Here is a 26,437-nt window from a genome sequence, read left to right on the forward strand (position 1 = left end):
CGTGCGCCAGAGCAGCACCGCCCGCGGCAATCGGGTTGGTCGCGGCGGGGTGCAGCACGGACACTGGCGCGCATGGGCCACCTGGACGTGATGGGGGTCGGGTACGTGCTGCCCGACGGACGACCGCTGCTCGACGACGTGACGTTCCGCGTCGGCGACGGTGCGCGCGTCGCGCTCGTCGGCCCCAACGGCGTGGGGAAGTCCACGCTGCTGCGCATCGTCGTGGGCGACGAGCAGGCGCATGCGGGATCGGTCGCGCGGTCCGGTGGCCTGGGCGTCATGCGGCAGGACGTCGGGCGGATCGACGACGACCGCAGCGTGCGCGACCTGCTCGCGTCGCTCGCACCGGCCGCGGTCGCGGGCGCCGCGGCCGAGCTCGCGGCCGCCGAGCTCGCGATGATGGAGGTCGACGACGAGCCCGCGCAGCTGCGGTACGCGCAGGCGCTCGTCGACTGGGCGGACGTCGGCGGGTACGAGGCCGAGGCGGGCTGGGACCAGGTCACCGACGCGGTGCTGTCGATCCCCTTCGAGCGCGCCCAGTTCCGCGAGGTCCGCTCGTTGTCGGGCGGCGAGCAGAAGCGCCTGGTGCTCGAGGCGCTGCTGCGCGGGCGCGACGAGGTCCTGCTGCTCGACGAGCCGGACAACGCGCTCGACGTCCCGACCAAGCGCTGGCTCGAGGCGCAGCTCGTCGCCTCGTCCAAGACCGTGCTGCTGGTCAGCCACGACCGTGAGCTGCTGTCCCGCGTCGCCACGCACGTCGCCACGCTCGAGCCGTCACCCGCCGGGGCCTCGGTGTGGGTGCACGGCGGCAGCTTCGCCACGTACCACCAGGCGCGCGAGGACCGCCGCAGCCGGGCCGACGAGCTGCTGCGCCGGTGGGAGGAGGAGCACGCCAAGCTGCGGGCGCTGGTGCTGAGCCTCAAGCAGAAGTCGGCGTTCAACGACGGCATGGCCTCGCGCTACCAGGCCGCACAGACGCGGCTGCGCAAGTTCGAGGAGGCCGGTCCGCCGGCGGTGCGGGTGCGTGAGCAGTCGGTCCGGATGCGCCTGCGGGGCGGCCGCACGGCCAAGCGTGCGGTGGTCGCGCGGGGGCTCGAGCTCACGGGACTCATGCAGCCGTTCGACCTCGAGGTGTTCTTCGGCGAGCGTGTCGCGGTGCTCGGGTCCAACGGCTCGGGAAAGTCGCACTTCCTGCGCCTGCTGGCCGCGGGGGGCAGCGACCCGGGTCCCGAGCACGAGCCCGCGGACGGCACGGTCGTCGAACCCGTGGCGCACACGGGCACGGTCGTGCTCGGGTCGCGCGTGCGGCCCGGGTGGTTCGCGCAGAACCGGACGCACCTGGACCTGGTCGGGTCGACGCTGCTGGACGTGCTGCACCGCGGCGACGGGCGCCGCTCCGGGATGGGCCGCGAGCAGGCGAGCCGCGCGCTCGACCGGTACGAGCTGGTCGAGGCCGCCGAGCAGCGCTACGAGACCCTGTCGGGCGGGCAGCAGGCCCGGTTCCAGATCCTGCTGCTCGAGCTGGGCGGCGCGACGCTGCTGCTGCTCGACGAGCCGACCGACAACCTGGACCTGCACTCCGCCGAGGCGCTCGAGGAGGGGCTCGAGGCGTTCGAGGGCACGGTCGTGGCGGTCACGCACGACCGCTGGTTCACGCGCACGTTCGACCGGTTCCTCGTGTTCGGCGCCGACGGCACGGTGCGCGAGACGCCCGAGCCGGTGTGGGACCAGGCGCGCGTCGAACGCGTGCGCTGAGCAGGTCATCAGCCGACGACGAGCGTGACGGCGAGCGTGGCCATGACGGCCGCGACGACGAGGTCCAGCACCTGCCACGCGCGGGGCCGGGCGAACAACGGCTGCAGCCGCGTGGCGCCGAACCCGAGGGCCGTGAACCACGTGGCGCTCGCGAGCACGACGCCCACGCCGAACGCCCATGCCGCGGTCTGCCGGTGCGCGAGCGTGCCGAGCAGCACGACGGTGTCGAGGTACACGTGCGGGTTGAGGAACGTCAGGGCCAGGCCGGTCGCGACGACGGCGCGGCGCGTCGCCGGCCCCTCGGCGGCCGGGTCCAGGCGCTCCGGACGCCGCGCGCGCAGCACCGCGGACACCGCGAGCCAGGCGAGGAACGCGGCACCCACCCAGCGGGTCGCGGTCATCGCCGCGGGATGGGCCGCGACGAGCGGTCCGAGCCCGGCGATGCCCGCGGCCGTCAGGACCACGTCACCCGTGATGCACAGCGCCACGACGGGCGCGACGTGCTCGCGCCGGATGCCCTGACGCAGGACGAACGCGTTCTGCGCGCCGATGGCCACGATGAGACCGGCGCACGCCAGGAAGCCGGCGACGAGGGAGGGGAGCACGACGACGACGCTAGGGAGGGAACTGCACGCAGTCCACCTCATGTTTCTGCTGCACCATTAGCATCGCTTCATGAACTTCGACGCCGAGCAGCTCCGCGCGCTCGCGGCCGTGCTGGACGAGGGCACGTTCGACGGCGCCGCCGCACGCCTGCACGTGACGCCGTCCGCGGTGAGCCAGCGCATCAAGGCGCTCGAGCAGCGCGTCGGCCGGGTGCTGGTGGTGCGCGCGCGCCCGTGCCGCGCGACCGAGCCGGGTGCGGTGCTCGCGCGCCTCGCCGCGCAGGTGGCGGTGCTCGAGCGTGACGCGGGTGCGGCGCTCGGCGGCGACGGGACCGCAGGGCCCACACGCCTGGCCGTCGCCGTGAACGCCGACTCGTTGTCCTCCTGGTTCCCCGCGGCGCTCGTCGGGCTGCCCGACGACGTGCTCGTGGACCTGCGGCGCGAGGACCAGGACCGCACGGCCGAGCTCCTGCGCGACGGCACCGTCACCGCCGCGGTCACCGCGGACGCGCACGCGGTGCAGGGGTGCCGCGTCCGGCCGCTCGGGGCCATGCGCTACGTCGGGCTCGCGTCACCCGCGCTGCGTGACCGGTGGTTCGCGGACGGCGTGACGTCCGACGCGCTCGACCGCGCACCCGCGATCGCGTTCAACCGCGCGGACGCGCTGCAGCACCGGTACGCGGAACGGCTCGTGGGGCACCAGGTCGCGCCACCCGTGCACTACGTGCCGTCGAACACCGCGTTCGTCGAGCTGCTGCGCGCGGGGCTGGGCTGGGGGATGGCCTCGGAGGCCGCAGCCGCGGCCGGGCTCGCCGACGGGTCGCTGGTGGACCTGGCGCCGGGCCGCCACCTGGACGTCCCGCTGTACTGGCAGCACTGGGCGCTGCGGACGCCGACGCTCGACGACCTGACCTCGCGCGTCCTGGCCGCCGCGCGCCCCACCCTGCACGTGTGACCAAGTCGGCTTTTGACCGGTGCCGAGGGGCACAGGTAGTCTCATGAGTCGTTGTGCGTCCTCGTCGTGCGCCCGTGGCTTCTCACCACGCGGAGGCGATGGGAGGACCGGTGCGCTCCCACTCGCCGGCCCGCGAACGCGCCACCGACAGCATCGACCGTCCGTCCGCGCGTGCGCGGAGGCCGGTCGCCACACGACGCAACACGAAACGAAGGCTACGACCGTGCGTACGTACACCCCGAAGCCCGGCGACGTCGAGCGGACCTGGTACGTCATCGACGCGACCGATGTCGTCCTGGGCCGCCTGGCCACACACGTGGCCACGCTGCTGCGCGGCAAGCACAAGGCCACCTTCGCGCCCCACGTCGACGGCGGTGACTTCGTCATCGTCATCAACGCGGACAAGGTCGCCCTCACCGGCAACAAGCGCGAGACCAAGTTCGCGTACCGCCACTCCGGCTACCCGGGTGGCCTGCGTGCCACGCGGTACTCGGACCTCCTCGACAAGCACCCGGAGCGGGCGATCGAGAAGGCCGTGCGCGGCATGATCCCGAAGACCTCGCTCGGCCGTCAGCAGCTCGGCAAGCTCAAGGTCTACGTGGGTGCCGAGCACCCGCACCAGGCGCAGCAGCCGAAGCCGTTCGAGATCACCCAGGTCGCGCAGCAGGCCTGAGGCCGGCGCGAGTAGAGACGACAGGACATCCACGTGGCAGAGACGACGGTCGACATCGACCTCGAGGGCGACGAGACGCCCACCAGCTACACCTCTGAGACCTCGGCCCCCACGGGTCGTGGCCAGAGCATCACCGCTCCCGGTCAGGCCCTGGGCCGCCGCAAGGAGGCGATCGCCCGCGTTCGTCTGGTGCCCGGCACCGGCGAGTGGAAGATCAACGGCCGCACCCTCGAGGACTACTTCCCGAACAAGGTGCACCAGCAGCTCGTGAACTCCCCGCTCAAGGTCGTGGACGTCGAGGGTCGCTTCGACGTCGTCGTGCGCGTCACCGGTGGTGGCGTGTCCGGCCAGGCCGGTGCGGTCCGCCTGGGCATCGCCCGCGCGCTGAACGCGATCGACGCCGAGCACAACCGCCCGGCGCTCAAGAAGGCCGGCTTCCTCACGCGCGACGCGCGCGTCGTGGAGCGCAAGAAGGCCGGTCTCAAGAAGGCCCGCAAGGCGCCCCAGTACTCCAAGCGCTGATCCAGCGTCTGGCCCGATGGCCCCGACGGTCTCCCGACCGGAGGGGCCATCGGCGTCTGCGGAGCGGCCACCGGGCCGCTCCCGAGCCGCTCGCACGTCCCGCGCACCGCGGACGAGGGCGGCCAGTAACGTGGCAGCGCGACGACGAAGGAGCCTGTATGGGTCAGCTGTTCGGCACCGATGGGGTGCGTGGCCTCGCCAACCGGGACGTCACGGCCGAGCTCGCGCTCGACCTGGCGGTCGCGGCGGCGCACGTCCTGGGCACGCGGGGCGAGTTCGAGGGGCACCGGCCGCGGGCCGTCGTCGGACGCGACTCGCGCGCGTCGGGCGAGTTCCTCGCGGCAGCGATCTCGGCCGGCCTCGCCTCGGCGGGCGTGGACGTCAACAACGTGGGCGTGCTGCCCACGCCCGCGGTCGCGTACCTGACCGCGACGACGGGCGTCGACATCGGCGTGGTCCTGTCCGCGTCGCACAACCCGATGCCGGACAACGGCATCAAGTTCCTCGCGCGCGGCGGGCACAAGCTCGACGACGACCTCGAGGCCGCGATCGAGGCGCGCATCGGCGAGGACTGGGAGCGTCCGCTGGGCGGCGACGTGGGCCGGATCCGCGTCGACACTGGCGGCGCGGGTGAGGCGTACGTCGAGCACCTGGTCTCGACCATCACGACGCCGCTCACGGGCCTGCGCATCGCGGTGGACTGCGCCAACGGTGCCGCGAGCGACGTGGGCCCGGTGGCGCTGCGTGAGGCGGGCGCCGACGTCGTGGTCATCAACGCCTCGCCCGACGGCCGCAACATCAACGAGAAGTGCGGCTCGACGCACCCCGAGCAGCTGCAGGCGTTCGTCGTGGCGTCGGGGGCAGACCTGGGTGTCGCGTTCGACGGTGACGCGGACCGCTGCCTCGCGGTCGACGCGACGGGCACGCTCGTCGACGGCGACCAGATCATGGGCGTGCTCGCGGTCGCGCTGCGCGACGGCGGACGGCTGGTGCAGGACACGCTCGTCACCACGGTCATGAGCAACCTGGGCCTGCGGCTCGCGATGGACGCGAGCGGCATCCGCACGGTCGAGACCGGCGTCGGCGACCGCTACGTGCTCGAGGCGATGCGCGCGGGCGGCTTCAGCCTGGGCGGCGAGCAGTCGGGCCACATCATCCTGGCGGACCACGCGACCACGGGCGACGGCGTGCTGACGGCGCTGCACCTCGCGTCGCGCGTGGCCGCCACGGGGTCGACGCTCGCCGAGCTCGCGTCCTTCGTGCACCGGCTCCCGCAGACGCTCGTCAACGTGCCGGGCGTCGACAAGACGCGCACCGACGACGAGGCGCTGCTCGCCGCGGTCGCCGCGGCCGAGGAGCGGCTGGGCCGCACGGGTCGCGTGCTGCTGCGCCCGAGCGGCACGGAGGCCCTGGTCCGCGTCATGGTCGAGGCCGCGACGCAGGCCGAGGCCGACGAGGTCGCGGGTGCGCTCGCGGACGTGGTGCGCGAGCGGCTCGCCCTGTGACGGCTCGCGACACCCAGGTCCGCGACCTGGTGCGTGAGCTGCTCGACCTCGCGGGGGAGGGCACCGCGCCGATCGTGCGCGCGGGTCACCCCGTGCTGCGCGCGGTCGCGCTGCCGTACGACGGGCAGCTGGACGACGACGAGCTCGCCGCGCTCCTGGCGCTCATGCACCGCACCATGCGCGCCGCACCCGGTGTCGGCCTGGCCGCACCGCAGGTGGCCCTGCCCCTCGCGCTCGCGGTGGTCGAGGACCCCGGCGTGCCGAGCGAGACCCTCACCGAGGTCCGCGAACGTGCGCCGCTCGCGTTCCGTGTGCTGGTCAACCCGGGCTACGAGGCCGTGTCCGGCGAACGTGCCTCGTTCTACGAGGGCTGCCTGTCGGTCCCGGCGTACCAGGCCGTCGTCGCGCGGCACCGTGCGGTGCGCCTGACGGGGTTCGACGAGACCGGGCGTGCGCTCGACGAGGTCGTCACGGGCTGGGCGGCGCGCATCGTGCAGCACGAGACCGACCACCTGCGCGGGACGCTGTACCTGGACCGCGCCGAGCTGCGCTCGCTCGCGGCCGCCGACGAGATCGGCGTGCGGTGGGCGGGCGAGCCGCGCCCCGAGGCGGCCGCGGCCGCGCTGGGCTTCACCCTGACCAGCTGACGCGCGACCGGCAGGGCCGCTCCGGGCGTCGTGGGTGGACACCCGGATGTCAGGGCGCCGCGCGGAACGTACGGTGGGCGGTGGGGTGGTCGTCCGGTCAGGGGCGCCAGCGGACGGACGGAGCGCACGGTGGGACTCGAAGACTGGGCGCTCGCGCTCGCGGGGTCTCCCTGGGTCTACCTCGTGATGTACCTGTTCGCGACGATCGACGGCTTCTTCCCGCCCGTGCCGAGCGAGTCGGTGGTGATCGCGCTGGCCGCGCTCGCGGTGGGCCCGGGCGGCGAGCCCAACCTCGCGCTGCTCATCCCGGTCGCGGCCCTGGGCGCGTTCACCGGCGACCAGATCGCGTACTCGATCGGCGCGCGCGTGCGCGTCCACGAGCTGCGGCTCTTCCGGTCGGGCAAGGGACAGGCCGCACTGGCCTGGGCCGAGCGGACCCTCGAGCGGCGCGGCGCGGCGTTCATCATCGCGGCGCGCTACGTGCCGATCGGGCGCGTCGCGGTCAACATGACCGCGGGTGCGGTGCGCTACAAGCGCCGCCGGTTCACGTTCGTCGCGGCCATCGGCGCGATCACGTGGGCGTGCTACTCGACCGCGATCGGGGTGAGCGCGGGGGCCGCGCTGGCCGACCACTCGCCGCTGCTCGCGGTGGGCGTCGGCGTGGTCGGCGGCATCGTGATCGGGATCCTCGTCGACTGGCTGCTGCGCCTGTGGCTGGACCGCCGCGCACCCGGCGACGCGGCACCGGTGGTCCTGCCGGTCGCGGAGGACCACGCGCCGGACGTGCCGCCGGTGGTCGACGACGACGCGCGGGACCGCACCGCGATCTGACTAGAGCTTGCGCAGCCGCACGCGCTCGACGCTGTGGTCGGCCCCCTTGGTGAGCACGAGCGTCGCGCGGCTGCGGGTGGGCAGGATGTTCTGCTCGAGGTTCGGCGCGTTGATCGAGTCCCAGATGGACTCGGCACGGTCGACCGCCTCGTCGTCGGACAGCGCCGCGTAGCGGTGGAAGTAGGACGCGGGGTCGGCGAACGCCGTGCGGCGCAGGCTGAGGAAGCGGTCCACGTACCACTGCCGCACGTCGCGCGGCTTGGCGTCGACGTAGATCGAGAAGTCGAAGAAGTCGCTCACCGCGAGGCTGGACGTCCCCTCGGACGACGGCCGTGCGGGCTGCAGCACGTTGAGCCCCTCGACGATCAGCACGTCGGGCCGCTGCACCACCGTCTGCGCGCCGGGCACGATGTCGTACGTCAGGTGGTCGTAGACGGGCGCCGTGACCTCGGGTCGGCCGGCCTTGACCTTGGAGACGAACCGCAGCAGCGCGCGCCGGTCGTAGGACTCGGGGAAGCCCTTGCGCTGCATCAGGCCGCGGCGCTCGAGCTCGGCGTTGGGGTACAGGAACCCGTCGGTGGTGATGAGCTGCACGCGTGGCGTCGCGGGCCAGCGCGCCAGCAGCTCACGCAGGAGCCGCGCGGTCGTGGACTTGCCGACCGCGACCGAACCCGCGACGCCGATGACGAACGGCGTGGGCGTGATGTCCTCGCGCAGGAACGTCGACGCCGCGGCATGCAGGCCGCGCGTGGCCTCGATGTACAGGTCGAGCAGGCGGGAGATCGGCCGGTAGATCGCGTCGACCTCCGCGAGGTCGATCGGGTCGCCGATGCCGGCGAGGCGCTCGACGTCCGCATCGGTCAGCGGCAGCGGGGTCGATGCCGACAGCCGCCGCCACGCCGCACGGTCGAGGTCGACGTACGGGGTCGCGGGTGCCGCGGTGGGGGTCGTCGGCGACGGGAGCACGTCCCGATTGTGCCGGACCCGGTGCGCGCCGCGGCGCAGATGACCCTCCACGGGGCCGCCCGGGGGAGCGAGGAGCGTCACGCCTGGCCGCAGCCGGCGGCGCCGGGAGCGCGGATAGACTCGCGGCCATGTGTGGAATCGTCGGTTACGTCGGTAGCCCGGTCGCCAGCAGCCGCCCGCTCGACGTGGTCCTGGAGGGCCTGCGCCGCCTGGAGTACCGCGGGTACGACTCCGCGGGGGTCGCGCTCGTCGCGCCCGGGCAGGAGCTCGCGACCGCCAAGAAGGCCGGCAAGCTCGCGAACCTGGTCGAGGAGCTCGACGCGCGCCCGCTCCCGGACGCGACCTCCGCGATCGGCCACACGCGCTGGGCCACGCACGGCGGCCCGACCGACGTCAACGCCCACCCGCACGTCGCGGGCCGGCTCGCGGTCATCCACAACGGCATCGTCGAGAACTTCGCGGTGCTCAAGGCGGACCTGCTCGCCGAGGGTGCGCAGTTCACGTCCGAGACGGACACCGAGGTCGTCGCGCACCTGCTGGCGCGCGCGTACGAGCGTGCCGGGGACCTGACGGTGGCGATGGCCGCGGTGGCCCGCACGCTGCACGGCACGTTCACGCTGCTGGCCGTGCACGCGGACGCGCCGGACACCGTGGTGGGCGCGCGGCACGACTCGCCGCTGGTGGTCGGGCTCGGCGAGGGGGAGAACTTCCTGGGCTCGGACGTCGCCGCGTTCATCGCGCACACGCGTGAGGCGCTCGAGCTGGGCCAGGACCAGGTGGTCACGATCACGCCGGACTCGGTGACCGTCACCGACTTCGACGGCGCACCGGCGGACGCGCGCCGCTACACGGTGGACTGGGACGCGGCCGCCGCCGAGAAGGGCGGCTTCCGCTCCTTCATGGACAAGGAGATCCACGACCAGCCGCACGCGGTGGCGGACACGCTGCTGGGCCGCACCGACGTGCAGGGCCGCCTGGTGCTGGACGAGGTCCGGATCGACGAGGCGCTGCTGCGCCAGGTGGACAAGATCGTCGTGGTCGCGTGCGGCACGGCCGCGTACGCGGGGCACGTCGCCAAGTACGCGATCGAGCACTGGTGCCGCATCCCGGTGGAGGTCGAGCTCGCGCACGAGTTCCGCTACCGGGACCCGGTGGTCGACGAGCGCACGCTCGTCGTGGCCGTCTCGCAGTCGGGCGAGACCATGGACACGCTCATGGCGGTGCGGCACGCACGTGAGCAGGGCGCGAAGGTGCTCGCGATCGTCAACACGCACGGCTCGACGATCCCGCGCGAGTCGGACGCGGTGCTCTACACGCACGCCGGGCCCGAGATCGCGGTGGCCTCCACCAAGGCGTTCCTCGCCCAGATCACGGCCGCCTACCTGCTGGGCCTGTACCTGGCGCAGCTGCGCGGCAACATGTACGCCGACGAGGTGGCCGCGATCCTGGGCGAGCTGCGCGCCATCCCGGACAAGATCCAGCAGGTGCTCGACCGTGCGGGCCGCATCCAGGAGATCGCGCGCTGGATGGTGGACACGCAGTCGGTGCTGTTCCTGGGCCGGCACGTCGGTTTCCCGGTGGCGATGGAGGGTGCGCTCAAGCTCAAGGAGCTCGCGTACATCCACGCCGAGGGCTTCGCGGCGGGTGAGCTCAAGCACGGACCGATCGCGCTGATCGAGCCGGGTCAGCCCGTGTTCGTCGTCGTGCCCTCGCCGCGCGGGCGGCACTCGCTGCACTCCAAGGTGGTCTCCAACATCCAGGAGATCCGGGCGCGTGGCGCGCGCACGCTCGTGATCGCGGAGGACGGTGACGAGGCCGTGCGTCCGTTCGCGGACGAGGTCTTCTACGTGCCGCAGACGCCCACGCTGCTGGCCCCGCTGCTCGCGGTGGTGCCGTTGCAGATCTTCGCGTGCGAGCTCGCGACCGCGAAGGGGCTCGACGTGGACCAGCCGCGCAACCTCGCCAAGTCCGTCACGGTCGAGTAGTGGAGCTCGCGGCCGCGCAGCGGGAGGTCGAGGCGATCTCCCGGGTCTACGCGCGGCTGCACGGCATCGAGCGCACCGACGACTGGCTGGTGCTCAAGCTCGGCGAGGAGGTCGGCGAGCTCACGCGCGCGTACCTCGCGTGGTCGGGGCGTTCGCGGCACGAGACGTCGTCGGACGAGAGCCTCGCCGCACTGCGCGACGAGGTCGCGGACGTGCTGGCGCACCTGCTGCTGGTCGCCGAGCGCACGGGCGTGGACGTCGACGACGCGCTCGAGCGCAAGTGGTTCCGCTGGCGCCACCTGGTCCAGGACGGCGACCGCGGGGTCGGGCCGGAGCCCGCGCCGTGATCGTCGGCGTCGGGATCGACGTCGTGGACGTCGCGCGGTTCGCCGCCACGCTGCAGCGCGTCCCCGGGCTGCGTGACAGGCTCTTCACACCCGACGAGCGGGAGCTGGCCGACAGGTCGCTCGCGGCGCGGTTCGCCGCGAAGGAGGCGATCGCCAAGGCGCTCGGCGCACCTCCGGGCATGTCCTGGCAGGACGCGACCGTGCGCCGCGTCGCAGGCGCACAGCCGGTCGTCGAGGTGACGGGCACCGTGCTGGCCCGTGCCGCCGAGCTCGGGGTCACGCGGTTCCACCTGTCGATCTCGCACGACGCGGGCATCGCGTCCGCGATGGTCGTCGCCGAGCGCGACTGACGCCGTGCGCGCGGACCCGCTAGAAACTGCCTACAGAAAGGCCGACCGATCGGGTCGGCTATAGGTCATGAGCGTCTCCGCCAAGCCCCGGCTGGGAGACCGGCAACCCTCCGTCCGTGGCGGGGTGCCCCGGGTGACGACCAGGCCGTCGTGCGCCGCGGGCGCCTACACCGTGCGCGCGGTCTACGGGGGCGACGGGGTCTTCTCATCCTCGACGTCCGCCGCGACCGCGCTCACCGTCACGAAGGCCGCGGCCGTGGTCACGGTCACCGCTCCGCGGACGACCTACGGGAAGCCCGCGAAGGTCACGGTCGTCGTCACCGACGCCACCGGCCGGCCGGCCGCGGGCAAGGTGACGCTCGGCGGCGCCGGTGCGGCGGTCACGGCGACGCTCGCGAGCGCGGGGACGGCCGTCGTCGCGCTGCCGAAGACGCTCGCGGTCGCGACGTACGGCCTCACGGCCAGGTACGCGGGCAGCGCGAACGTCGCGGGCGCGAGCGCGAGCGCGCGCCTCACGGTCGCGCGGGGCACGGTGTCCAAGGTCACCGCGAAGGTCACCACGGTCCCGACGACGAGGGCCACGGGCAGGGTGGCCGTCACCGTGACGACCGCGTCCGGCCTGGCGACGCCGACGGGGAAGGTCACGGTCACGGTGCAGCGCGGGAGCGTCCGGAAGGTCGTGACCGCCACGCTCCGGTACGGCGAGGCCGCCCCGTCGCTGCCGAGGCTCACGAAGGGCACGTGGCGCGTGTCGGTGTCCTACTCGGGATCCACGACGTACGCCACGTGCGCGCCGTTGCGGTCGGCCGCGGACGCGGCCGCGTCAGCGCAGGGCCGGGACGACCTCGTGCTCGAACAGCTCGATGCTGGACCGGTCGTACGCGGCATCGGCGAAGTACGTGATCGCGTACGTCATGCCGAGCGCCTCGAGCTCGTGGAGCTTCGCGACGACCTGCTCGGGCGTGCCGACCAACGGTCCGCGACGCAGGTCCGCCGCGACGCCGGCCGCGCGCTCCGGCACGGTCCGGGCGTAGTGCTCCTCGATCCAGGCGAGCTTGTCCTCGACGTCCGCCGTGGTCGCCCCGATCACCACGTTGTAGTTGGCGGAGCGCGTGATCTCCGCGAAGTCCCGGCCGACGGCGGCGCAGTGCTCGGCCAGGACGGCGGACTTGGCCGCGAACGTCTCGGGCGTGCCGTCGAAGTTCGTGTACTGCGCGTGCTGCGCGGCGATGCGCAGCGTCTTCTTCTCGCCGCCGCCCGCGATCCACAGCGGCGGACCGCCGGCCTGCAGCGGGAGCGGCGAGAGCTGCGCGCCCGACACCTGGTAGTGCGTCCCGTCGAGCGTCGCGACGCCCTCGGTCCACATCTGCCGGAAGATCTGCACGCCCTCGTCGAGCATGGCCAGGCGCTCGCCCGCGGTGGGGAAGCCGTACCCGTACGCGCGCCACTCGTGCTCGTACCAGCCCGCACCGATGCCCATCTCGACGCGGCCGCCGGAGATCACGTCCGCGGTGGTGGCGACCTTCGCCAGGTAGGCCGGGTTCCGGTAGGCCATGCACGTGCACATCTGACCGAGGCGTACCCGGGACGTGCTCGCGGCGAACGCGCTGATCAGGCTCCATGCCTCGTGCGTCGCCTCGCCGTTGGGCTCGGGGACCGCGTGGAAGTGGTCGTACACCCAGATCGAGTCGAACGCCGTGCCCGCGTCCGCGTGCTGGGCCAGGCCGTTCATCACCGCCCAGTGCTCGCGGGGCTCGATGCCCGTGAGGTCCTGCCGCCAGCCCTGAGGGATGAAGAGTCCGAAGCGCATGCCGGCCACGCTACCGCCGGACGCGCACGGCGCCCGTCGGTCGGCCAGGATGGACGCGTGCTGCTGTCCTGGACGTCCGCGCAGGTCCGCGCCGCGGAGGAGCCGCTCCTGGCCGCGGGGGTGCCGCTCATGGCGCGCGCGTCGTCCGCGCTCGCGGGTGCGGTGCTGCGCGTCGTGCGGGAGCGCGGGACCGCCGTCCCCGGGGCGCGCGTGGTCCTCCTGGTCGGGCCCGGGAACAACGGCGGCGACGCGCTGCACGCGGGCGCCGTGCTGCGCCGCCGTGGCGTCGACGTGCACGGCCTCGCGCTCGTGCCGCACGTGCACGACGAGGGGCGCGCCGCGCTGCTGGCGGCGGGCGGCCGGCTCACGCACGTCGACGACGCGGGCGTGCCCGCCGCCGCGGCGACCGCTGCACGAGCGGACGTGCTGATCGACGGCGTGCTCGGCCTGGGCGCACGCCCGGGCGGGCTCACCGGCGTCGCGGCCCTGCTCATCACCGCGCTGCGCGCGCTGCCCGGCTCGCCGGTGGTCGTCGCGGTGGACACGCCCTCGGGCATCGGCGTGGACGACGGGACCGCGGCCGGCGTGGTGCTGCCCGCCGATCTCACGGTCACGTTCGGTGGTGCGAAGCCCGGCCTGCTGCTGCCGCCCGCCGCGGGCCTCACGCGCGCGGTCCAGGTGGTGGACATCGGGCTGGAGCTGCCCGAGCGTCCGGCCGTCGCGCGCCTGGAGCCGGCCGATGCGGCTGCGGTGTGGCCCGTGCCGGCACCCGACGCGCACAAGTACACGCGCGGCGTCCTGGGCGTGGTCGCGGGTGCGCGCCGGTACCCGGGCGCCGCGGTCCTCGCGACCACCGCGGCGGTGCTCGCGGGTGCGGGCATGGTGCGCTACCTGGGCGAGGTGGGGGACCTGGTGGTGGCCCGCCGCCCCGAGGTGGTGCTGGGCGCGGGACGTGTGCAGGCGTGGGTGTTCGGTCCCGGCGTCTCGCCCGACGACGCCGCGCAGCGACGCCGCATCGAGCACGCGTTCGAGGGCGTGCGGCTGCGGGGCGAGCCCGCGGTGGTGGATGCGGGCGCGCTCGAGCTGCTGCCCGCGCACGTGCCGGCGCACGTGGTGCTCACGCCGCACGCGGGCGAGCTCGCCCGGCTGCTCACGGTGCGTGGCGAGCGCGTCACGCGCGAGCAGGTCGAGGCCGAGCCGCTGCGCTGGGCGCGCGTGGCCCATGACGTCACGGGGGCGACCGTGCTGCTCAAGGGGCCCGTGACGGTCGTGGTGGGCGTGCACCAGGCCACGTACGCGCAGGCCGACGCCCCGGCGTGGCTCGCCACCGCGGGCGCGGGCGACGTGCTGGCCGGGCTGCTCGGTGCGGTGCTCGCGGCGCGCGCGGACGACGTGCTCGCCGACCCCACGCTCACGCCCGCGCTCGCGGCGGCCGCGGCGCTCGTGCACGGGCACGCGGCGCACGTGGCCAACCCGGGTGGTCCCGTCGCGGCCCGTTCGGTGGCGCGGGCGCTCCCCGAGGCGATCCGCGCGCTGCTGGCGTCGCGCTGAGCGACCCGTGCGCGGACGGTGCGAGGATGAGGCACGTGAACGCACCCGCCCGGGCCGTCGTGGACCTGTCCGTCATCACGAGCAACGTGCGGCAGCTGCGCGCGCACGCGCCGACCGCGGAGCTGATGGCGGTCGTCAAGGCCGACGCGTACGGGCACGGGCTCGTCCCGTCGGCCCGCGCCGCGGTCGCGGGCGGAGCGACGTGGCTCGGCACGGCGCAGATGGGCGAGGCGATCGCGCTGCGGGCCGCGGGCGTGTCCGGCCCCCGCATCCTCACGTGGCTGTACGCGCCCGGCGCACCCCTCGCGCAGGCGATCCAGGCGGACGTGGACGTGGCCGTCTCGTCGGCGTCCGCGCTCGTGGAGGTCGTCGCCGCCGCGCGGCTCGTCGGCCGGACGGCACGCGTGCACCTCAAGGTGGACACCGGTCTGGGCCGCAACGGCCTCACACCGGCCGACCTGGGCGACGTGCTGCCCGCCGCGCTGCACGCGCAGGCCGAGGGGGCCGTGGCGCTCGTCGGCGTGTGGTCGCACCTGGCGTTCGCCGACGAGCCCGACCACCCGACCGTCCGTACGCAGCACGCGGTCTTCGCCGACGCGGTGCACCTGGTCGAGGCCGCGGGCGCCGCGCTCGAGGTGCGGCACCTGGCCAACTCGGCCGCGACGCTGACGTCGCCTCAGGTGCACTACGACCTGGTGCGGCCGGGCATCGCCGTCTACGGGCTGTCGCCCGTCCCGCAGCTGGGCGGGCCCGAGCACTACGGCCTGGTGCCCGCGATGACGCTCGAGGCCGAGCTCGCGACGGTCAAGCGCGTGCCGGCGGGCCACGGCGTGTCCTACGCGCACCAGTACGTCACGACGCACGACACGGTGCTGGGCGTGGTGCCGCTCGGGTATGCCGACGGCATCCCGCGGCACGCGTCCGGCACGCCGCAGCGCCTGGGCGGCCCCGTCCGCGTCGGCGAGCGCACGCTGGGTGTGGCCGGGCGCGTGTGCATGGACCAGCTGGTGGTGGACCTGGGGCCGGGTGCGAGCGAGCGCGCGGGCGACCGCGTCGAGCTGTTCGGCACCGGCCTGGACGGTGGCCCGACGGCGCAGGACTGGGCCGAGGCCGCGGGCACGATCTCCTACGAGATCGTCACGCGGATCGGCGCGAGCGTGCCGCGTGAGCACGTGGGCCTCGAGGAGGAGACGGCGTGAGCGACGCGACGCACGACCAGGGGGCGCCCGTGGCCGACGGCCCTGCGCTGCAGGTGCGTCTGGCGGATGCGGACGCGACACGCGCGTTCGGCCGCGCGCTCGCTGACCTGCTGCGCGCGGGTGACCTGGTGGTCCTCACAGGTGACCTGGGCGCCGGCAAGACCACATTGACGCAGGGCATCGGCGCCGGTCTGCACGTGCGCGGGAACGTCGCGTCGCCGACGTTCATCATCGCGCGTGAGCACCCGGCGCTGCCGCGGCCCGACGGCACGCGCGGCCCCGACCTGGTGCACGTCGACGCCTACCGGCTGTCCTCGCTCGACGAGCTCGACGCGCTCGATCTGGACGCGAGCCTCGACGAGGCCGTGACGGTGGTCGAGTGGGGCGCCGGCTGGGTCGAGGCTCTCACGACGGACCGGCTCGAGGTCGCGCTGCTGCGGCCGCGCGGCGGCGTCGCGGCCGACGAACCCGCGGACGGCGACGGCGGGGCCGGCGAGCGCGTCGTGACCGTGCGCGGCGTGGGCGAGCGCTGGGCCGCCGCCGACCTGGCCGCGCTCGCCGACGTCCCGACCGTGGCAGGCTGAGCGCGTGCCTCTGCTCGCCCTCGACACGTCCGCGGCCGTCTCGGTCGCCGTGACCGACGACGACGGCCGCCCCCTGGCCCGTCGCCACGACGACCTGCCGCGCCACCACGCCGAGCTGCTCGCGCCGATGGTCGCGGGTGCGCTCGCCGACGCGGGCGTGGACCGCCGCGACCTGACCGCGATCGTCGTCGGCACCGGTCCGGCCCCGTTCACCGGGCTGCGCGTCGGGCTGGTCACGGCGCGCACGCTCGCGCTCGCGCTGGGCGTCGACGCGCTCGGTGTGCCGAGCCTCGACGCGATCGCCGCGGCCGCGCTGCCGCGCGTGCCGGACGGCGTCCCGCTCGTCGTCGCGACCGACGCGCGGCGCCGTGAGGTCTACTGGTCGGCCTACTCCCGCGCCGCCGGGGCGGACGTGGACGTGCTCGTCGCGCCGCGCGTGGGCCCCGCGCCCGAGATCGCCGCCGACCCCGCGCTCGCTCGTGCGTGCGTCGTGGGAGCGGGTGCCGCGCTGTACCCCGCGGCGTTCGAGGGGCTCACGCACCTGCCGGACGCCGGCACGCTCGACGCCGCGGAGCTCGTGCCGCTCGCACTGGCGCGCCGCGCCGCGGGTGCGGACCTGCCGACGGCCCCGCTCTACCTGCGCCGCCCGGACGCGGTCCCGTCCGCGGGCAGCAAGCGCGTCCTCGGATGACCGCCGGGGCGCTGCGGCTGCGCGCGCTCACGGTCGAGGACGTGCCCGCGCTCGACGTGCTCGAGCGGCAGCTGTTCGGCGCCGCGGCGTGGTCGAGCGCGTCGTTGGCCGAGGAGATCGTCGGCCCGGGTCGGTGGTACGTGGGTGCGGTGCGCTCCGAGGGCGCGGATGCGCCGCTGGTCGGCTATGCCGGGCTGTGGTTCGACGGGCTGGACGCGCAGGTCATGACGATCGGCACGGCGGCCGGGCACCAGGGCCAGGGCGTGGGCGGGCTGCTGCTCGACGCGCTCGTCCAGCGCGCACGCGACGTCGGCGCGCAGGTGGTGCTGCTCGAGGTGCGCGTGGACAACGAGCCCGCGCTGCGGCTGTACGAGAGCCGCGGCTTCGTCCGACTCGGCATCCGCCGGGGCTACTACCAGGTGGAGGGCAAGGACGCGTGGACCATGCGTCTGGACCTGACCGACGCGACGGGAGAACGGCCATGACGACCGACCGGACGCGGGCCGCGGTGCTCGTCGACGCGCTCACGCTCGCGCAGGCGCTCACGGGTGACGAGCCGCCCGTCCTGCTGGACGTGCGCTGGGCGCTGGGACGCACCGACGGGCACGAGCAGTACCTCGCGGCGCACCTGCCCGGTGCCGTGTACGTCGACCTCGACACCGAGCTCGCGGCCCCGCCGTCCGCGCAGCACGGCCGCCACCCGCTGCCCGAGGTCGCGGCGCTCGAGTCCGCGGCGCGGCGCTGGGGCGTGCGCGAGGGCTCGTCGGTGGTGGTGTACGACGCGAGCGGCGGCACGTCCGCGGCCCGCGCGTGGTGGCTCCTGCGCTGGGCCGGCGTCCGTGACGTGCGCCTGCTCGACGGCGGGCTCGCGGCGTGGACCGCGGCCGGGCTCGCGCTCGAGCCGGGGCAGGTCACGCCCGAACCGGGCGACGTGGTGCTGGTGGGCGGCGCGATGCCGACCGTCGACGCCGACGGTGCGGCCGCATGGGACGGCGCGCTGCTCGACGCGCGTGCGGGTGAGCGCTACCGCGGCGAGGTCGAGCCGGTCGACGCGCGCGCGGGCCACATCCCCGGCGCCGTGAGCGCACCGACGGCCGAGAACCTGGACGCCTCGGGCGGGTTCCTGCCGGCCGACCGGCTGCGTGAGCGGTTCCGGGCGCTCGGCGCGGCCGCGGGTGCACCCGTCGCGGTGTACTGCGGCTCGGGGGTCACGGCCGCGCACGAGGTCGCGGCGCTCGCCTCGATCGGCGTCGAGGCCGCGCTGTACCCGGGGTCGTGGTCGCAGTGGTCGGCCGACCCGTCCCGCCCCGCGGCCACCTGACGCGCCCGGCCGACGGCCCGCCCCGACGCGGGACGGGCCGTCCTGGGTCTCAGACCGTGAGGTTGACGTCCGCGTAGTCCAGGCGTGCCGCACGCGCGTGCGGCGTGCCGGGCTCGTCGCGGTGCCCGACGTTGACGATGAGGTGCGAGCGCCAGCCCTGCTCGGACAGGAACTCGGCGTCGACCGCGGCGGTGTCGAGACCCGCCATGGGGCCGACGTCCAGGCCGACGGCCCGCAGCGCGACGATCAGGTAGCCGAACTGGATGTGCGCGTTCTGGTACGCCATCTGCTCGCGCACCTCCGCCGCCCCGTCGAAGAAGTCGATCATCTGCGCACGGTGCGGTGCGAGCACGGGCAGCGTGCGGTGCCAGGCCGGGTCGGACGCGACGACGAGCGTCACGGGTGCCGCGAGCACGCGGTCCCGGTTGCCCTCGTTGACGTGCTGGGCCAGGCGCGCACGGGCCTCGGCGGACCGCACGACCAGCAGGCGCAGCGGCGTGGTGTTCATCGCCGTCGGACCCCAGCGCAGCAGCTCGTACGCGGCGGCGAGCTCGGAGTCGGTGACCGGCTGGTCGGTGAACGACGCGATGGTGCGCGCCTCGCGGAACAGCAGGTCGGCGACGTCGTCGGCCACCGCGTACGCGGGCGCCGGGAAGTCGAGCGAGTCGATGGTCTCCGTCTCAGCAGTCATGACTGGTTGAAGTCTCAACGACTGCGCCATCATCCCGCCACGGCGGTGACGAGCGTCACACGGTGGCGCCGGTCCGGTTCGGACGCGGGCGCGGTGCGGCCTAAGGTGGCGCCATGCCTGCTGCGGACCCCCTCGTCCTCGGGATCGAGACCTCGTGCGACGAGACGGGCGTCGCGCTCGTGCGGGGGCACGAGCTGCTCGTCGACGCCGTGGCCTCGTCGGTCGACGAGCACGCGCGGTTCGGCGGGATCATCCCCGAGATCGCGTCGCGCGCCCACCTCGAGGCGATGGTCCCGACGATCGAGCGCGCGCTCGCGACCGCGGACGTCACGCTCGCGCAGGTCGACGCGATCGCGGTCACCGCGGGGCCGGGGCTCGTCGGGCCGCTCACGGTCGGCGCGTCGGCCGCCAAGGCGCTCGCGATCGGCCTGGACAAGCCGCTGTACGGCGTGAACCACGTGATCGGCCACGCGGTGGTCGACGAGCTCGTGGACGGACCGTTCCCCGAGCGCGTGATGGCGCTCGTGGTCTCGGGCGGGCACTCGTCGTTGCTCATGATCGACGACACCGTGCACGTCACCGAGCTCGGCTCGACGCTCGACGACGCGGCCGGCGAGGCGTTCGACAAGGTCGGCCGGCTGCTCGGCCTGCCGTACCCGGGCGGCCCGCACATCGACCGGCTCGCACGCGACGGCGACCCCGAGGCGATCCGCTTCCCGCGGGGCCTGACCGCGCCCAAGGACCAGGCGCGGCACGCGACCGACTTCTCCTTCTCGGGCCTCAAGACCGCGGTCGCGCGCTGGGTCGAGGCGCGGCAGGACGCGGGGGAGGAGCTGCCGCTCGCGGACGTGTGCGCGTCGTTCGCGGCCGCGGTCGCGGACGTGCTGACGGCCAAGACGATCGCGGCGTGCCGGGCGCACGACGTACGGACGCTCGTCGTCGGCGGCGGCTTCTCGGCCAACTCGCAGCTGCGGGACATGGCGGCGCAGCGGTGCGCGCAGGCCGGGATCGAGCTGCGCATCCCGCCGATCCGGTACTGCACCGACAACGGCGCGATGATCGCGGCACTCGGCTCGGCGGTGGTGCGTCGCGGCATGCCCGCGTCCTCGCTGGACCTCCCCGTGGACTCGTCCATGCCGCTCACCCAGGTCCTGGTGTAGCGCACCTGCGCGACCCCGGTCCCGGGGTGCCCGGCCGTGCCGTGGGTCTTGCGGACTCCGTCGGACGTCACTAACGTACAACCACATGGTTGTAGGAACTCTGGACGGTGCGGCGCTCGACCAGGCCGACGTCGACCGGGTGTTCGGCGCCCTCGCGGACGCGACCCGGCGCGACATCGTGGTGCGCGTGCTGACGCAGGCGCAGTCGGTGTCGTCGCTCGCGCGGCGGTACGACATGAGCTTCGCCGCCGTCCAGAAGCACGTGGCCGTGCTCGAGCGGGCAGCGCTCGTGCACAAGCAGCGCCAGGGGCGTGAGCAGATGGTCAGCGGCGACGTCGAGACGGTCCGGGCAGCGGCCCGGCTCCTCGCGGAGTACGAGGCGATCTGGCGCGGCCGGGTGGACCGGATCGCCGACCTCCTGACGGAGAGCGGCGACGACGAGAGGGATCAGGGATGACCGTCATCAGCACGACCACGGACACGCAGGCGCTGAGCCTCGTCGTCGTCGCGGAGCTCGCAGCACCGCCCGCCCGGGTGTGGCAGGTGTGGGCGGACCCTCGCACGCTCGAGCGGTGGTGGGGGCCGCCGGATTGGCCCGCGACGTTCGTCGACCACGACGTGCGGGTGGGCGGACGCTCGTCGTACTTCATGACCGGCCCCGACGGCACCAAGGCGCACGGCTGGTGGGAGTTCACCGCGGTCGACGAGCACCGCTCGCTCGCGTTCGACGACGGGTTCGCCGACGACACGGGCCGCCCCGCGGACGGCATGCCCGTGACGCGTGCGCACGTCACGTTCGAGGCGATCCCGGCCGGGACCCGCATGACGATCACCTCGAGCTTCCCGACGCTCGAGGCGCTCGAGCAGCTCGTGGCGATGGGCATGGTCGAGGGCCTCACGGGGGCGCTCGGGCAGATCGACGCGATCCTGGCCGATGGCTGACGCGCCCCGGGTCACGGGTCCGGCCTCCTACTTCCCGTCGATCGAGAAGACCTACGGCCGGCCGGTCGACGAGTGGCTCGCGCTCGTCGACGCCCGGCCGACGGAGCCGCACGGCGCGACGGTCGCCTGGCTCAAGTCCGAGCACGGCCTCGGGCACGGGCACGCGAACGCCCTGGTCGCGTACGCGCGTGGCCGGCGCGACTCCTAGGTGGAAACACCTAAGTGACCGCCGGGCCCGGTCGATCAGGTGGGCATGGAATGGGTCGTGGTCCCGACGGTCGGCATGCTCGCGCTCGTGTGCCTCGCCCGGCGCCGGCCGCCGCGCTCGCCGCGCACCGCCGCGGCGCCTGTCCGGATCCGGGTGCTCGCGGCGCCGTGCGGGCGGCCCGGCTTCGAGGCGCTCGCGCCCGCGGGCGCGCGGCTGACGGCGCATGCCGCCGACCGCGGCGGTGCCCGGCTGGGTTCGCTCGAGGTCGACGGCGCGTCGATCGTGGTGCGCGGCCTGTCACGCGTCGGTGCCGAGCACGACGGCCTGCCGCTGCCGGCCGCGTCGCTGCGCCCCGTGCTCGGCCGGGGCACCGACGCGGGACCCTGCCTGCAGGAGGACGTCGAGCAGGTGGACCTGGCCACGGGTCCCGCATGGTGCCGCACGCTCGTGCTGCCCCACGTCATGCGGACCGAGGTCCACCTCGACCATGCGGGGTGGGGGTTCGTGATCGTCGTCGAGAGCACACGCGACCACGACGCGGCGCTCGGCGTGGCCGAGCGTGTGCTGACGTCCTGGCGGTGGCTCGACGCAGCACCCCGCGCGCAGGTCGCGGTCGCGTAGCGCGCTACAGCGGGCGGTCGGCCTTCATCTCCGCGACGAGCGAGGCGACCACGGCGTCCAGGTCGCCCGCGTTGCGCCGGGCGACCGCGCGCTGCCGCTGGTAGGACGCGCCACGGCGCAGGATCACGCGCACCTGCTCGAGCTCCGCGGTGCAGCCGAGCCGCTCCGCGACCGGCTCGAGCACCGTGAGCCAGCGGGAGACCACGTCCGTGACGAGCTCCTCGTCGCCCGCGTCGTTCGTGATGACGATCGCGTCCATGCCGTAGCGCGCCGAACGCCACTTGTTCTCCTGGACGAACCACGTCGGCATCGTCGGCAGCGGCTCACCCGCGTCCCAGAGCGACGAGAAGTGCTCGACCAGGCAGTGCGTGAGCGCGGAGATGGCCGTGACCTCGAGCAGGTTGGACGCGCCGTCCGCGATGCGCATCTCCAGCGTGCCGAACCGCGGTGCGGGGCGGACGTCCCAGCGCACCTCGTCGAACTGGTCGATCACGCCCGTGTGCATCATGTCGCCCACGTACTGCTCGAGCTGACCCCACTCGTCGAACTGGTACGGCAGCCCGGCCGTGGGCAGCTGCTGGAACAGCAGCGCGCGGTTGGACGCGTAGCCCGTGTCCCGGCCGTCCCAGAACGGGGAGGACGCGGACAGCGACTGCAGCGGCGCGAACACCGTGAGCATCGCGCGGGAGAGCGGCAGCACCTTGGCGCGGTCCTCGATGCCGACGTGCACGTGCACTCCGAAGATCAGCATCTGCCGGCCCCACCACTGCGTGCGGTCGATCAGCGTCGCGTAGCGCTGCTTGTCGCTGACCTTCTGCGTGGCCCAGTGCGCCGACGGGTGCGTCCCGCCCCCCATGAGGTCGATGCGCAGGGGAGCGGCCGCCGCGGCGACCTCGTCGAGCGCGCGGCGCAGGTCCGCACCCGCCTCGCCCACGGTCCGGCACTTGCCCGACGAGACCTCGACGGTGTTCCGGAGCAGCTCCTGGGTGATGTTCGGGTGATCCGTGCCCACGGCCTCGAAGATCGCCTGCGCGGCCTGCCGCAGGTCGCCCGAGTCGGCGTCGACGAGCGCGACCTCCCACTCGATGCCCACGGTGGAGCGCTCGCTCGTCGCGAACGGGAGGTGCACGGGGGTGGCCATCAGCGCTCACCCGCGGCCGCGGCGTCGGACGGCGCCACGGGTTCGACGACGATCACGCTCTGGTGCCCGGCAAGTCGCGTCAGCACGATCGTCGCCTCCTGCGTGCCGCGCAGGTCGAGCTGCCGGCGCAGCTGCTCGGGCACGACCGCGGTGCCGCGCTTCTTGATGGTCAGGCGGCCCACACCGCGCTCACGCAGGTACGTCCGCAGGCGCTTGAGGCCGAACGGCATCTGGTCGAGCACGCGGTACGTGGTCGCGAACGGGGTCGTGCGCAGCTCGTCGGACGTCACATACGCGATCGTCGGGTCGACGAGCCTGCCCTGCACCTCGAGCGCGACATCGCCCACCAGCCCCGCGCGGATCACCGCGCCGTCGGGCTCCGCGAGATAGGCGCCGAGCGCCCCGACGTGCGCGTGCGCGGGCTCGTCCGGCGCGAGCACGTGCGCCTGCCCGCCGGCCAGGACCAGCGCCGAGCGGCCCGGGCCCTCGGGTGCGAGCGGGCCGAACCAGAGCCCGAGCTCGACCACGTCGCCGTCCACCGAGACCCACTGCGCGCGTGCGTCGGCCGGCAGGTCGCGGTGCGCGATGCCCGGGCCGAGCTTGAGCCCGAGCGCGGGCACGCGCTCGCGGACCGCGAGCACCAGGTCCAGCGGCGGCTGGTAGGCCGCCGGGTCGTGCACGCGGGAGCCGCCCGCGCGGCGCGCCGGGTCGGCGTACACGCCGTCGACGTCCGCCAGGTCCAGCGTGGTGCCGTCGGTGTGCAGCACACGGGCCTCGGGGAAGTGGCGCAGGTTGACCGTCGCGATCGCCGCGGTCATCTCGTCGATCTCCGCGGCGGTCACGCGCAGGCCCACGCCTGCGAACGCCATGACGTCCGCGCCGATCCCGCACGTGAGGTCGGCGACGTGCGTGAGCCCGGCGTCGCGGTAGCGGCGCGCGTGGTGCGCGGCGACCTCGAGCCGCGTGGCCTGCTCGAGCCCCGCGGGGGTGAACAGCATCCCGTCGGCGAAGTCGCCCAGCTTGGTGCGCGCGCGTGCCCGCAGCCGGGACTGCGTGAGCGCCGCGGCCACGAGCGAGGGGTGCAGCCCCTCGGCGCGCAGGCGCTCCGCGAGCGGCATCGCGAGCCGCTCGTCGTACGGGGGTAGCGCGGACAGCAGGGCCCACCCGTCCGGGGAGAGCAGCCGGCTCAGTCCGTCGGCGTCCATGCGCGCGATCCTCGCACGGTGCCGCCCGTGGGCGTGCACCGTCCGCGCGCTGCTGGCACTCGGGTTGACCGAGTGCCAGCCCGTTTCTAGAGTGAGGGTCAGTTGGCACTCTCGGCATGAGTGTGCCAATGCGCCCGGCCTCCGGCACCCGCGACGACGGCTGACCGGGCGCGACAACCCTGAACCACTCAACACGTGAAGGGGAGGTCCGCAGTGTCGGTCTCCATCAAGCCGCTCGAGGACCGCATCGTCGTGAAGACGCTCGAGGCGGAGACGACGACGGCTTCCGGTCTCGTCATCCCGGACAGCGCCAAGGAGAAGCCCCAGGAGGGCGAGGTCCTGGCGGTCGGTCCGGGTCGCATCGACGACAAGGGCAACCGCGTCCCGCTCGACGTCGCCGTGGGCGACAAGGTCATCTACTCCAAGTACGGCGGCACCGAGGTCAAGTACTCCGGCGAGGAGTACCTGATCCTCTCGGCGCGCGACATCCTCGCGATCGTCGTCAAGTGATCTGCCGGCGTCGCTGAGGCGCCGCACGACGAAGGCCCCGTCCTGATGGACGGGGCCTTCGTCGTCCCGGTGGGTCGGGAGCCTGAGGAGGAGCTCAGGCGGTCGTCCGCCGTACCGTCACGGAGCGGCTGCGCTCGGCGAGGATCGCGCTGCGCTCGTCCTCGGACAGCCCGCCCCACACGCCGTACGGCTCGCGGACCGCGAGGGACTGCTCGCGGCACTCCTTGAGGACGGGGCACGTCGCGCAGATGGCCTTGGCGGCCTCCGCCCGGCGGCGGCGTGCGGAGCCACGCTCGCCCTCCGGGTGGAAGAACAGGTCCTGGTCGGCGTCGCGGCACGCGCCCTCGAACTGCCATTCCCACAGGTCCATCACGGGTCCGGGTAGGCGGGAGATCTCGGCCATGCTTCCTCCTCGAATTGGTCGTCCGGTCTGCGGCACCGGAGTGACCTCTCGTCTCAGTGCGTGGAGTGGACGCTACAACCGCGCCAGAAGTTGGTCAAGGCCCGGTCGTCCCGACCGAGTTGCGAAGCGGTTGATCTGACCCATCGCCCGATTTGCCACCGATGCCCGCTTCGAGATCGTGTCGGACGGCCGGAAGACACGATTCAGCGGGCCGCCGCCTGGCAGAATCGCGCCATGCCCCTGCCCTCGGACGACGCCGTCGACGGCGTCGTGGACCCGGCGGGCGTGGACGGGGCCGCGGCGCCGGGCGGTGCACCCGTGTCCGGCCCCCTGACGGTGGCTGCCGTGGCCGCGCGGCTGGGGGTCGCGCCCGCGACGCTGCGCACGTGGGACCGCCGCTACGGGCTGGGGCCGAGCGACCGCACCGCGGGCTCGCACCGCAGGTACTCCGCCCCGGACGTCGAGCGGCTCCTGGTGATGCGCCGCCTGACGCTCGACGGCGTGGCGCCCGGCGACGCGGCGCGCCTCGCACGGGACACGCCGCTCGAGGCCGCGCCCAGCGCCCTGCCGGTGGCGGGCGGAGGGGTGGCCGCGACGCCCGCCTCGCTGCTGGACGCCGCGCTGCGCGGGGACCGGGCCGCGTGCGCGCGGCTGCTCGCGCTCGCGCCGGCCGCCGGGCTCGCCGAGATCGAGACGTGGTGGACGGGTCTGGTCGAGCCGACGCTGGCCGAGATCGCGCGCCGCACCGTGGTCGACCGGCCCGGCCAGGACGCGGGCCTCGTGGTGCGCGCCGGGGCCGTGGACGCGCTCGCCGCGTGGGCCGCGCCCGAACGGCCGACCGCGGGCATCGTCCTGGTGCTCGTGCCGCCCGGCCAGGACCGGCCGCTCGTCGCGCACGTGCTCGCGGCGGCGCTCGTCGCCGGCGGTGTGGACGCGCGCGTGGTCGGTGGCCCGACCGGGCGACGCCACGCGCTCGAGCTCGTGTTCATGACCAAGCCGGACGCGCTCGTCACGGTCTCCACGCGCGCGGACGCCGACCTCTCCCTGGTCGGGCACGTCGCGGACGTGCACCCGGACCTGGTGCACGTCGTCATGACCCCGGAGGGCACGGCGTGGGTGCCCGGCGGACCCGCCGTGCAGCGCTCGCGGTCGTTCCGCGGCATGCTGCACGAGGTCCTCGCAGTCGTGGCGGCTGGTGCGAATGGGTGAACTCTCGTGCGGTACTGGGCGAAATGGCCTAGAGCGCCGCGTCGGCATAC

30 protein-coding genes, 1 pseudogene and 1 riboswitch are annotated in these 26,437 nt (G+C 74.4%); of the genes and pseudogenes, 24 read left to right on the top strand and 7 right to left on the bottom strand.

The genetic code is table 11. The features are described from left to right. The first annotated feature begins 72 nt into the window (after positions 1 to 72). On the top strand, positions 73 to 1,755 hold the full coding sequence (locus CELGI_RS04345; RefSeq protein WP_013882891.1) for an ABC-F family ATP-binding cassette domain-containing protein: 1,683 nt from the start codon (positions 73 to 75) through the stop codon (positions 1,753 to 1,755). Positions 1,756 to 1,763: 8 nt separating this feature from the next. On the opposite strand, the gene CELGI_RS04350 is transcribed toward CELGI_RS04345, so the two are convergent. Further along, positions 1,764 to 2,402 (bottom strand): LysE/ArgO family amino acid transporter, encoded by a 639-nt coding sequence (locus tag CELGI_RS04350; protein WP_013882892.1) that lies wholly within the window; start codon positions 2,400 to 2,402, stop codon positions 1,764 to 1,766. 28 nt (positions 2,403 to 2,430) lie between these two features. On the opposite strand from CELGI_RS04350, the gene CELGI_RS04355 reads away from it, so the two are divergent. The 6 genes from CELGI_RS04355 (at position 2,431) to CELGI_RS04380 (ending at position 7,493) form a co-directional block, all read left to right on the top strand. Next, the gene (locus CELGI_RS04355) at positions 2,431 to 3,315 is read left to right on the top strand and encodes a LysR family transcriptional regulator ArgP (protein ID WP_013882893.1); all 885 of its coding nucleotides are present in this window, start codon (positions 2,431 to 2,433) and stop codon (positions 3,313 to 3,315) included. A gap of 223 nt (positions 3,316 to 3,538) precedes the next feature. Continuing rightward, positions 3,539 to 3,988, top strand: coding sequence for a 50S ribosomal protein L13 (rplM, locus tag CELGI_RS04360; RefSeq protein WP_013882894.1), 450 nt, complete (start codon positions 3,539 to 3,541; stop codon positions 3,986 to 3,988). Positions 3,989 to 4,021: 33 nt separating this feature from the next. Then, positions 4,022 to 4,510, top strand: coding sequence for a 30S ribosomal protein S9 (gene rpsI, locus CELGI_RS04365; RefSeq protein WP_013882895.1), 489 nt, complete (start codon positions 4,022 to 4,024; stop codon positions 4,508 to 4,510). 158 nt (positions 4,511 to 4,668) lie between these two features. Then, positions 4,669 to 6,015 carry a phosphoglucosamine mutase gene (gene glmM, locus CELGI_RS04370; RefSeq protein ID WP_013882896.1) on the top strand — a complete coding sequence of 449 codons (1,347 nt, stop codon included), beginning with the start codon at positions 4,669 to 4,671 and terminating at the stop codon, positions 6,013 to 6,015. Further along, positions 6,012 to 6,662 (top strand): peptide deformylase, encoded by a 651-nt coding sequence (locus CELGI_RS04375; protein WP_013882897.1) that lies wholly within the window; start codon positions 6,012 to 6,014, stop codon positions 6,660 to 6,662. Before glmM ends, CELGI_RS04375 begins: the two co-directional genes overlap by 4 nt. 129 nt (positions 6,663 to 6,791) lie before the next feature. Then, positions 6,792 to 7,493, top strand: a complete 702-nt coding sequence (locus CELGI_RS04380; RefSeq protein ID WP_013882898.1) for a DedA family protein — start codon at positions 6,792 to 6,794, stop codon at positions 7,491 to 7,493. Here the strand turns inward: CELGI_RS04380 and coaA are convergent, their stop codons facing one another. Further along, entirely contained in the window at positions 7,494 to 8,459 is a 966-nt protein-coding gene (gene coaA / locus CELGI_RS04385) for a type I pantothenate kinase (protein WP_041574098.1), read from the bottom strand. Between the two features lie 128 nt (positions 8,460 to 8,587). On the opposite strand from coaA, the gene glmS reads away from it, so the two are divergent. From glmS to CELGI_RS17805, 4 genes and pseudogenes are all read left to right on the top strand, one after another. Beyond that, entirely contained in the window at positions 8,588 to 10,444 is a 1,857-nt protein-coding gene (gene glmS / locus CELGI_RS04390) for a glutamine--fructose-6-phosphate transaminase (isomerizing) (protein WP_013882900.1), read from the top strand. Next, positions 10,444 to 10,791 carry a MazG nucleotide pyrophosphohydrolase domain-containing protein gene (locus CELGI_RS04395; RefSeq protein WP_013882901.1) on the top strand — a complete coding sequence of 116 codons (348 nt, stop codon included), beginning with the start codon at positions 10,444 to 10,446 and terminating at the stop codon, positions 10,789 to 10,791. The genes glmS and CELGI_RS04395 overlap by 1 nt, the downstream gene beginning before the upstream one ends. Beyond that, positions 10,788 to 11,141, top strand: a complete 354-nt coding sequence (locus CELGI_RS04400) for a holo-ACP synthase (protein WP_013882902.1) — start codon at positions 10,788 to 10,790, stop codon at positions 11,139 to 11,141. Before CELGI_RS04395 ends, CELGI_RS04400 begins: the two co-directional genes overlap by 4 nt. A gap of 63 nt (positions 11,142 to 11,204) precedes the next feature. Next, a riboswitch (SAM riboswitch) is annotated at positions 11,205 to 11,311 on the top strand. A gap of 86 nt (positions 11,312 to 11,397) precedes the next feature. Beyond that, a pseudogene (locus tag CELGI_RS17805) lies at positions 11,398 to 11,601 on the top strand (hypothetical protein); the annotation flags it as partial. Between the two features lie 363 nt (positions 11,602 to 11,964). Here the strand turns inward: CELGI_RS17805 and CELGI_RS04410 are convergent. After that, positions 11,965 to 12,951, bottom strand: coding sequence for an LLM class F420-dependent oxidoreductase (locus CELGI_RS04410; RefSeq protein ID WP_013882904.1), 987 nt, complete (start codon positions 12,949 to 12,951; stop codon positions 11,965 to 11,967). 57 nt (positions 12,952 to 13,008) lie between these two features. On the opposite strand from CELGI_RS04410, the gene CELGI_RS04415 reads away from it, so the two are divergent. The 6 genes from CELGI_RS04415 to CELGI_RS04440 are packed head-to-tail and all read left to right on the top strand — an operon-like array spanning position 13,009 to position 18,297. Then, the gene (locus CELGI_RS04415; protein ID WP_013882905.1) at positions 13,009 to 14,502 is read left to right on the top strand and encodes a bifunctional ADP-dependent NAD(P)H-hydrate dehydratase/NAD(P)H-hydrate epimerase; all 1,494 of its coding nucleotides are present in this window, start codon (positions 13,009 to 13,011) and stop codon (positions 14,500 to 14,502) included. Between the two features lie 26 nt (positions 14,503 to 14,528). Then, entirely contained in the window at positions 14,529 to 15,701 is a 1,173-nt protein-coding gene (gene alr, locus CELGI_RS04420; RefSeq protein WP_013882906.1) for an alanine racemase, read from the top strand. Next, positions 15,698 to 16,285: a tRNA (adenosine(37)-N6)-threonylcarbamoyltransferase complex ATPase subunit type 1 TsaE gene (tsaE, locus tag CELGI_RS04425; RefSeq protein ID WP_013882907.1), complete on the top strand. Its 588-nt coding sequence runs from the start codon at positions 15,698 to 15,700 to the stop codon at positions 16,283 to 16,285. Before alr ends, tsaE begins: the two co-directional genes overlap by 4 nt. A 4-nt stretch (positions 16,286 to 16,289) precedes the next feature. Further along, a complete protein-coding gene (tsaB, locus tag CELGI_RS04430; RefSeq protein ID WP_013882908.1) occupies positions 16,290 to 16,976 on the top strand; it encodes a tRNA (adenosine(37)-N6)-threonylcarbamoyltransferase complex dimerization subunit type 1 TsaB in 687 nt (228 codons plus the stop codon). Then, the gene (gene rimI, locus CELGI_RS04435) at positions 16,973 to 17,461 is read left to right on the top strand and encodes a ribosomal protein S18-alanine N-acetyltransferase (protein ID WP_013882909.1); all 489 of its coding nucleotides are present in this window, start codon (positions 16,973 to 16,975) and stop codon (positions 17,459 to 17,461) included. Before tsaB ends, rimI begins: the two co-directional genes overlap by 4 nt. Continuing rightward, positions 17,458 to 18,297, top strand: coding sequence for a sulfurtransferase (locus CELGI_RS04440; RefSeq protein ID WP_013882910.1), 840 nt, complete (start codon positions 17,458 to 17,460; stop codon positions 18,295 to 18,297). The genes rimI and CELGI_RS04440 overlap by 4 nt, the downstream gene beginning before the upstream one ends. A 49-nt stretch (positions 18,298 to 18,346) precedes the next feature. On the opposite strand, the gene CELGI_RS04445 is transcribed toward CELGI_RS04440, so the two are convergent. Continuing rightward, positions 18,347 to 18,988 carry a malonic semialdehyde reductase gene (locus CELGI_RS04445; RefSeq protein WP_041574099.1) on the bottom strand — a complete coding sequence of 214 codons (642 nt, stop codon included), beginning with the start codon at positions 18,986 to 18,988 and terminating at the stop codon, positions 18,347 to 18,349. A gap of 113 nt (positions 18,989 to 19,101) precedes the next feature. Between CELGI_RS04445 and tsaD the strand changes: the two genes are divergently transcribed. From tsaD to CELGI_RS04470, 5 genes are all read left to right on the top strand, one after another. Next, positions 19,102 to 20,148, top strand: coding sequence for a tRNA (adenosine(37)-N6)-threonylcarbamoyltransferase complex transferase subunit TsaD (tsaD, locus tag CELGI_RS04450; RefSeq protein WP_013882912.1), 1,047 nt, complete (start codon positions 19,102 to 19,104; stop codon positions 20,146 to 20,148). Positions 20,149 to 20,233: 85 nt separating this feature from the next. After that, positions 20,234 to 20,605: an ArsR/SmtB family transcription factor gene (locus CELGI_RS04455; protein ID WP_013882913.1), complete on the top strand. Its 372-nt coding sequence runs from the start codon at positions 20,234 to 20,236 to the stop codon at positions 20,603 to 20,605. Beyond that, positions 20,602 to 21,090, top strand: a complete 489-nt coding sequence (locus CELGI_RS04460) for an SRPBCC family protein (RefSeq protein ID WP_013882914.1) — start codon at positions 20,602 to 20,604, stop codon at positions 21,088 to 21,090. Before CELGI_RS04455 ends, CELGI_RS04460 begins: the two co-directional genes overlap by 4 nt. After that, positions 21,083 to 21,298: a DUF4287 domain-containing protein gene (locus CELGI_RS04465; RefSeq protein ID WP_013882915.1), complete on the top strand. Its 216-nt coding sequence runs from the start codon at positions 21,083 to 21,085 to the stop codon at positions 21,296 to 21,298. Before CELGI_RS04460 ends, CELGI_RS04465 begins: the two co-directional genes overlap by 8 nt. A gap of 45 nt (positions 21,299 to 21,343) precedes the next feature. Continuing rightward, positions 21,344 to 21,919, top strand: a complete 576-nt coding sequence (locus CELGI_RS04470; RefSeq protein ID WP_013882916.1) for a hypothetical protein — start codon at positions 21,344 to 21,346, stop codon at positions 21,917 to 21,919. A gap of 4 nt (positions 21,920 to 21,923) precedes the next feature. Here the strand turns inward: CELGI_RS04470 and CELGI_RS04475 are convergent, their stop codons facing one another. Together CELGI_RS04475 and CELGI_RS04480 are read right to left on the bottom strand one after the other, a co-directional pair. Beyond that, a complete protein-coding gene (locus CELGI_RS04475) occupies positions 21,924 to 23,060 on the bottom strand; it encodes a glutamate--cysteine ligase (protein ID WP_013882917.1) in 1,137 nt (378 codons plus the stop codon). Next, complete coding sequence (locus tag CELGI_RS04480) at positions 23,060 to 24,265, bottom strand: class I SAM-dependent methyltransferase (protein WP_013882918.1); 1,206 nt, start codon at positions 24,263 to 24,265, stop codon at positions 23,060 to 23,062. Before CELGI_RS04480 ends, CELGI_RS04475 begins: the two co-directional genes overlap by 1 nt. A 213-nt stretch (positions 24,266 to 24,478) precedes the next feature. On the opposite strand from CELGI_RS04480, the gene groES reads away from it, so the two are divergent. Beyond that, entirely contained in the window at positions 24,479 to 24,775 is a 297-nt protein-coding gene (gene groES / locus CELGI_RS04485) for a co-chaperone GroES (protein ID WP_013882919.1), read from the top strand. A gap of 94 nt (positions 24,776 to 24,869) precedes the next feature. On the opposite strand, the gene CELGI_RS04490 is transcribed toward groES, so the two are convergent. After that, positions 24,870 to 25,178: a WhiB family transcriptional regulator gene (locus CELGI_RS04490; RefSeq protein WP_013882920.1), complete on the bottom strand. Its 309-nt coding sequence runs from the start codon at positions 25,176 to 25,178 to the stop codon at positions 24,870 to 24,872. 234 nt (positions 25,179 to 25,412) lie between these two features. Here CELGI_RS04490 and CELGI_RS04495 point away from each other — a divergent pair, with 234 nt between their 5' ends. Continuing rightward, positions 25,413 to 26,387, top strand: coding sequence for a MerR family transcriptional regulator (locus tag CELGI_RS04495; protein ID WP_013882921.1), 975 nt, complete (start codon positions 25,413 to 25,415; stop codon positions 26,385 to 26,387). The last annotated feature ends 50 nt before the right edge of the window (positions 26,388 to 26,437 follow it).

Source organism: Cellulomonas gilvus ATCC 13127 (assembly GCF_000218545.1).
Lineage (GTDB): Bacteria > Actinomycetota > Actinomycetes > Actinomycetales > Cellulomonadaceae > Cellulomonas > Cellulomonas gilvus.

Excerpts from the sequence above, each read along its gene's own strand:
- CELGI_RS04470 (WP_013882916.1), top strand. The coding sequence starts at position 21,344 with ATGGAATGGGTCGTGGTCCCGACGGTCGGCATGCTCGCGCTCGTGTGC.
- tsaD (WP_013882912.1), top strand. The coding sequence starts at position 19,102 with ATGCCTGCTGCGGACCCCCTCGTCCTCGGGATCGAGACCTCGTGCGAC.
- CELGI_RS04410 (WP_013882904.1), bottom strand. The coding sequence starts at position 12,951 with ATGCGCTTCGGACTCTTCATCCCTCAGGGCTGGCGGCAGGACCTCACG.
- CELGI_RS04495 (WP_013882921.1), top strand. The coding sequence starts at position 25,413 with ATGCCCCTGCCCTCGGACGACGCCGTCGACGGCGTCGTGGACCCGGCG.
- CELGI_RS04345 (WP_013882891.1), top strand. The coding sequence starts at position 73 with ATGGGCCACCTGGACGTGATGGGGGTCGGGTACGTGCTGCCCGACGGA.
- glmS (WP_013882900.1), top strand. The coding sequence starts at position 8,588 with ATGTGTGGAATCGTCGGTTACGTCGGTAGCCCGGTCGCCAGCAGCCGC.
- CELGI_RS04440 (WP_013882910.1), top strand. The coding sequence starts at position 17,458 with ATGACGACCGACCGGACGCGGGCCGCGGTGCTCGTCGACGCGCTCACG.
- CELGI_RS04490 (WP_013882920.1), bottom strand. The coding sequence starts at position 25,178 with ATGGCCGAGATCTCCCGCCTACCCGGACCCGTGATGGACCTGTGGGAA.
- glmM (WP_013882896.1), top strand. The coding sequence starts at position 4,669 with ATGGGTCAGCTGTTCGGCACCGATGGGGTGCGTGGCCTCGCCAACCGG.
- CELGI_RS04480 (WP_013882918.1), bottom strand. The coding sequence starts at position 24,265 with ATGGACGCCGACGGACTGAGCCGGCTGCTCTCCCCGGACGGGTGGGCC.
- alr (WP_013882906.1), top strand. The coding sequence starts at position 14,529 with ATGAGGCACGTGAACGCACCCGCCCGGGCCGTCGTGGACCTGTCCGTC.
- CELGI_RS04460 (WP_013882914.1), top strand. The coding sequence starts at position 20,602 with ATGACCGTCATCAGCACGACCACGGACACGCAGGCGCTGAGCCTCGTC.
- CELGI_RS04445 (WP_041574099.1), bottom strand. The coding sequence starts at position 18,988 with ATGACTGCTGAGACGGAGACCATCGACTCGCTCGACTTCCCGGCGCCC.
- CELGI_RS04465 (WP_013882915.1), top strand. The coding sequence starts at position 21,083 with ATGGCTGACGCGCCCCGGGTCACGGGTCCGGCCTCCTACTTCCCGTCG.
- CELGI_RS04350 (WP_013882892.1), bottom strand. The coding sequence starts at position 2,402 with ATGAGGTGGACTGCGTGCAGTTCCCTCCCTAGCGTCGTCGTCGTGCTC.
- rimI (WP_013882909.1), top strand. The coding sequence starts at position 16,973 with ATGACCGCCGGGGCGCTGCGGCTGCGCGCGCTCACGGTCGAGGACGTG.
- CELGI_RS04355 (WP_013882893.1), top strand. The coding sequence starts at position 2,431 with ATGAACTTCGACGCCGAGCAGCTCCGCGCGCTCGCGGCCGTGCTGGAC.
- CELGI_RS04475 (WP_013882917.1), bottom strand. The coding sequence starts at position 23,060 with ATGGCCACCCCCGTGCACCTCCCGTTCGCGACGAGCGAGCGCTCCACC.
- CELGI_RS04455 (WP_013882913.1), top strand. The coding sequence starts at position 20,234 with ATGGTTGTAGGAACTCTGGACGGTGCGGCGCTCGACCAGGCCGACGTC.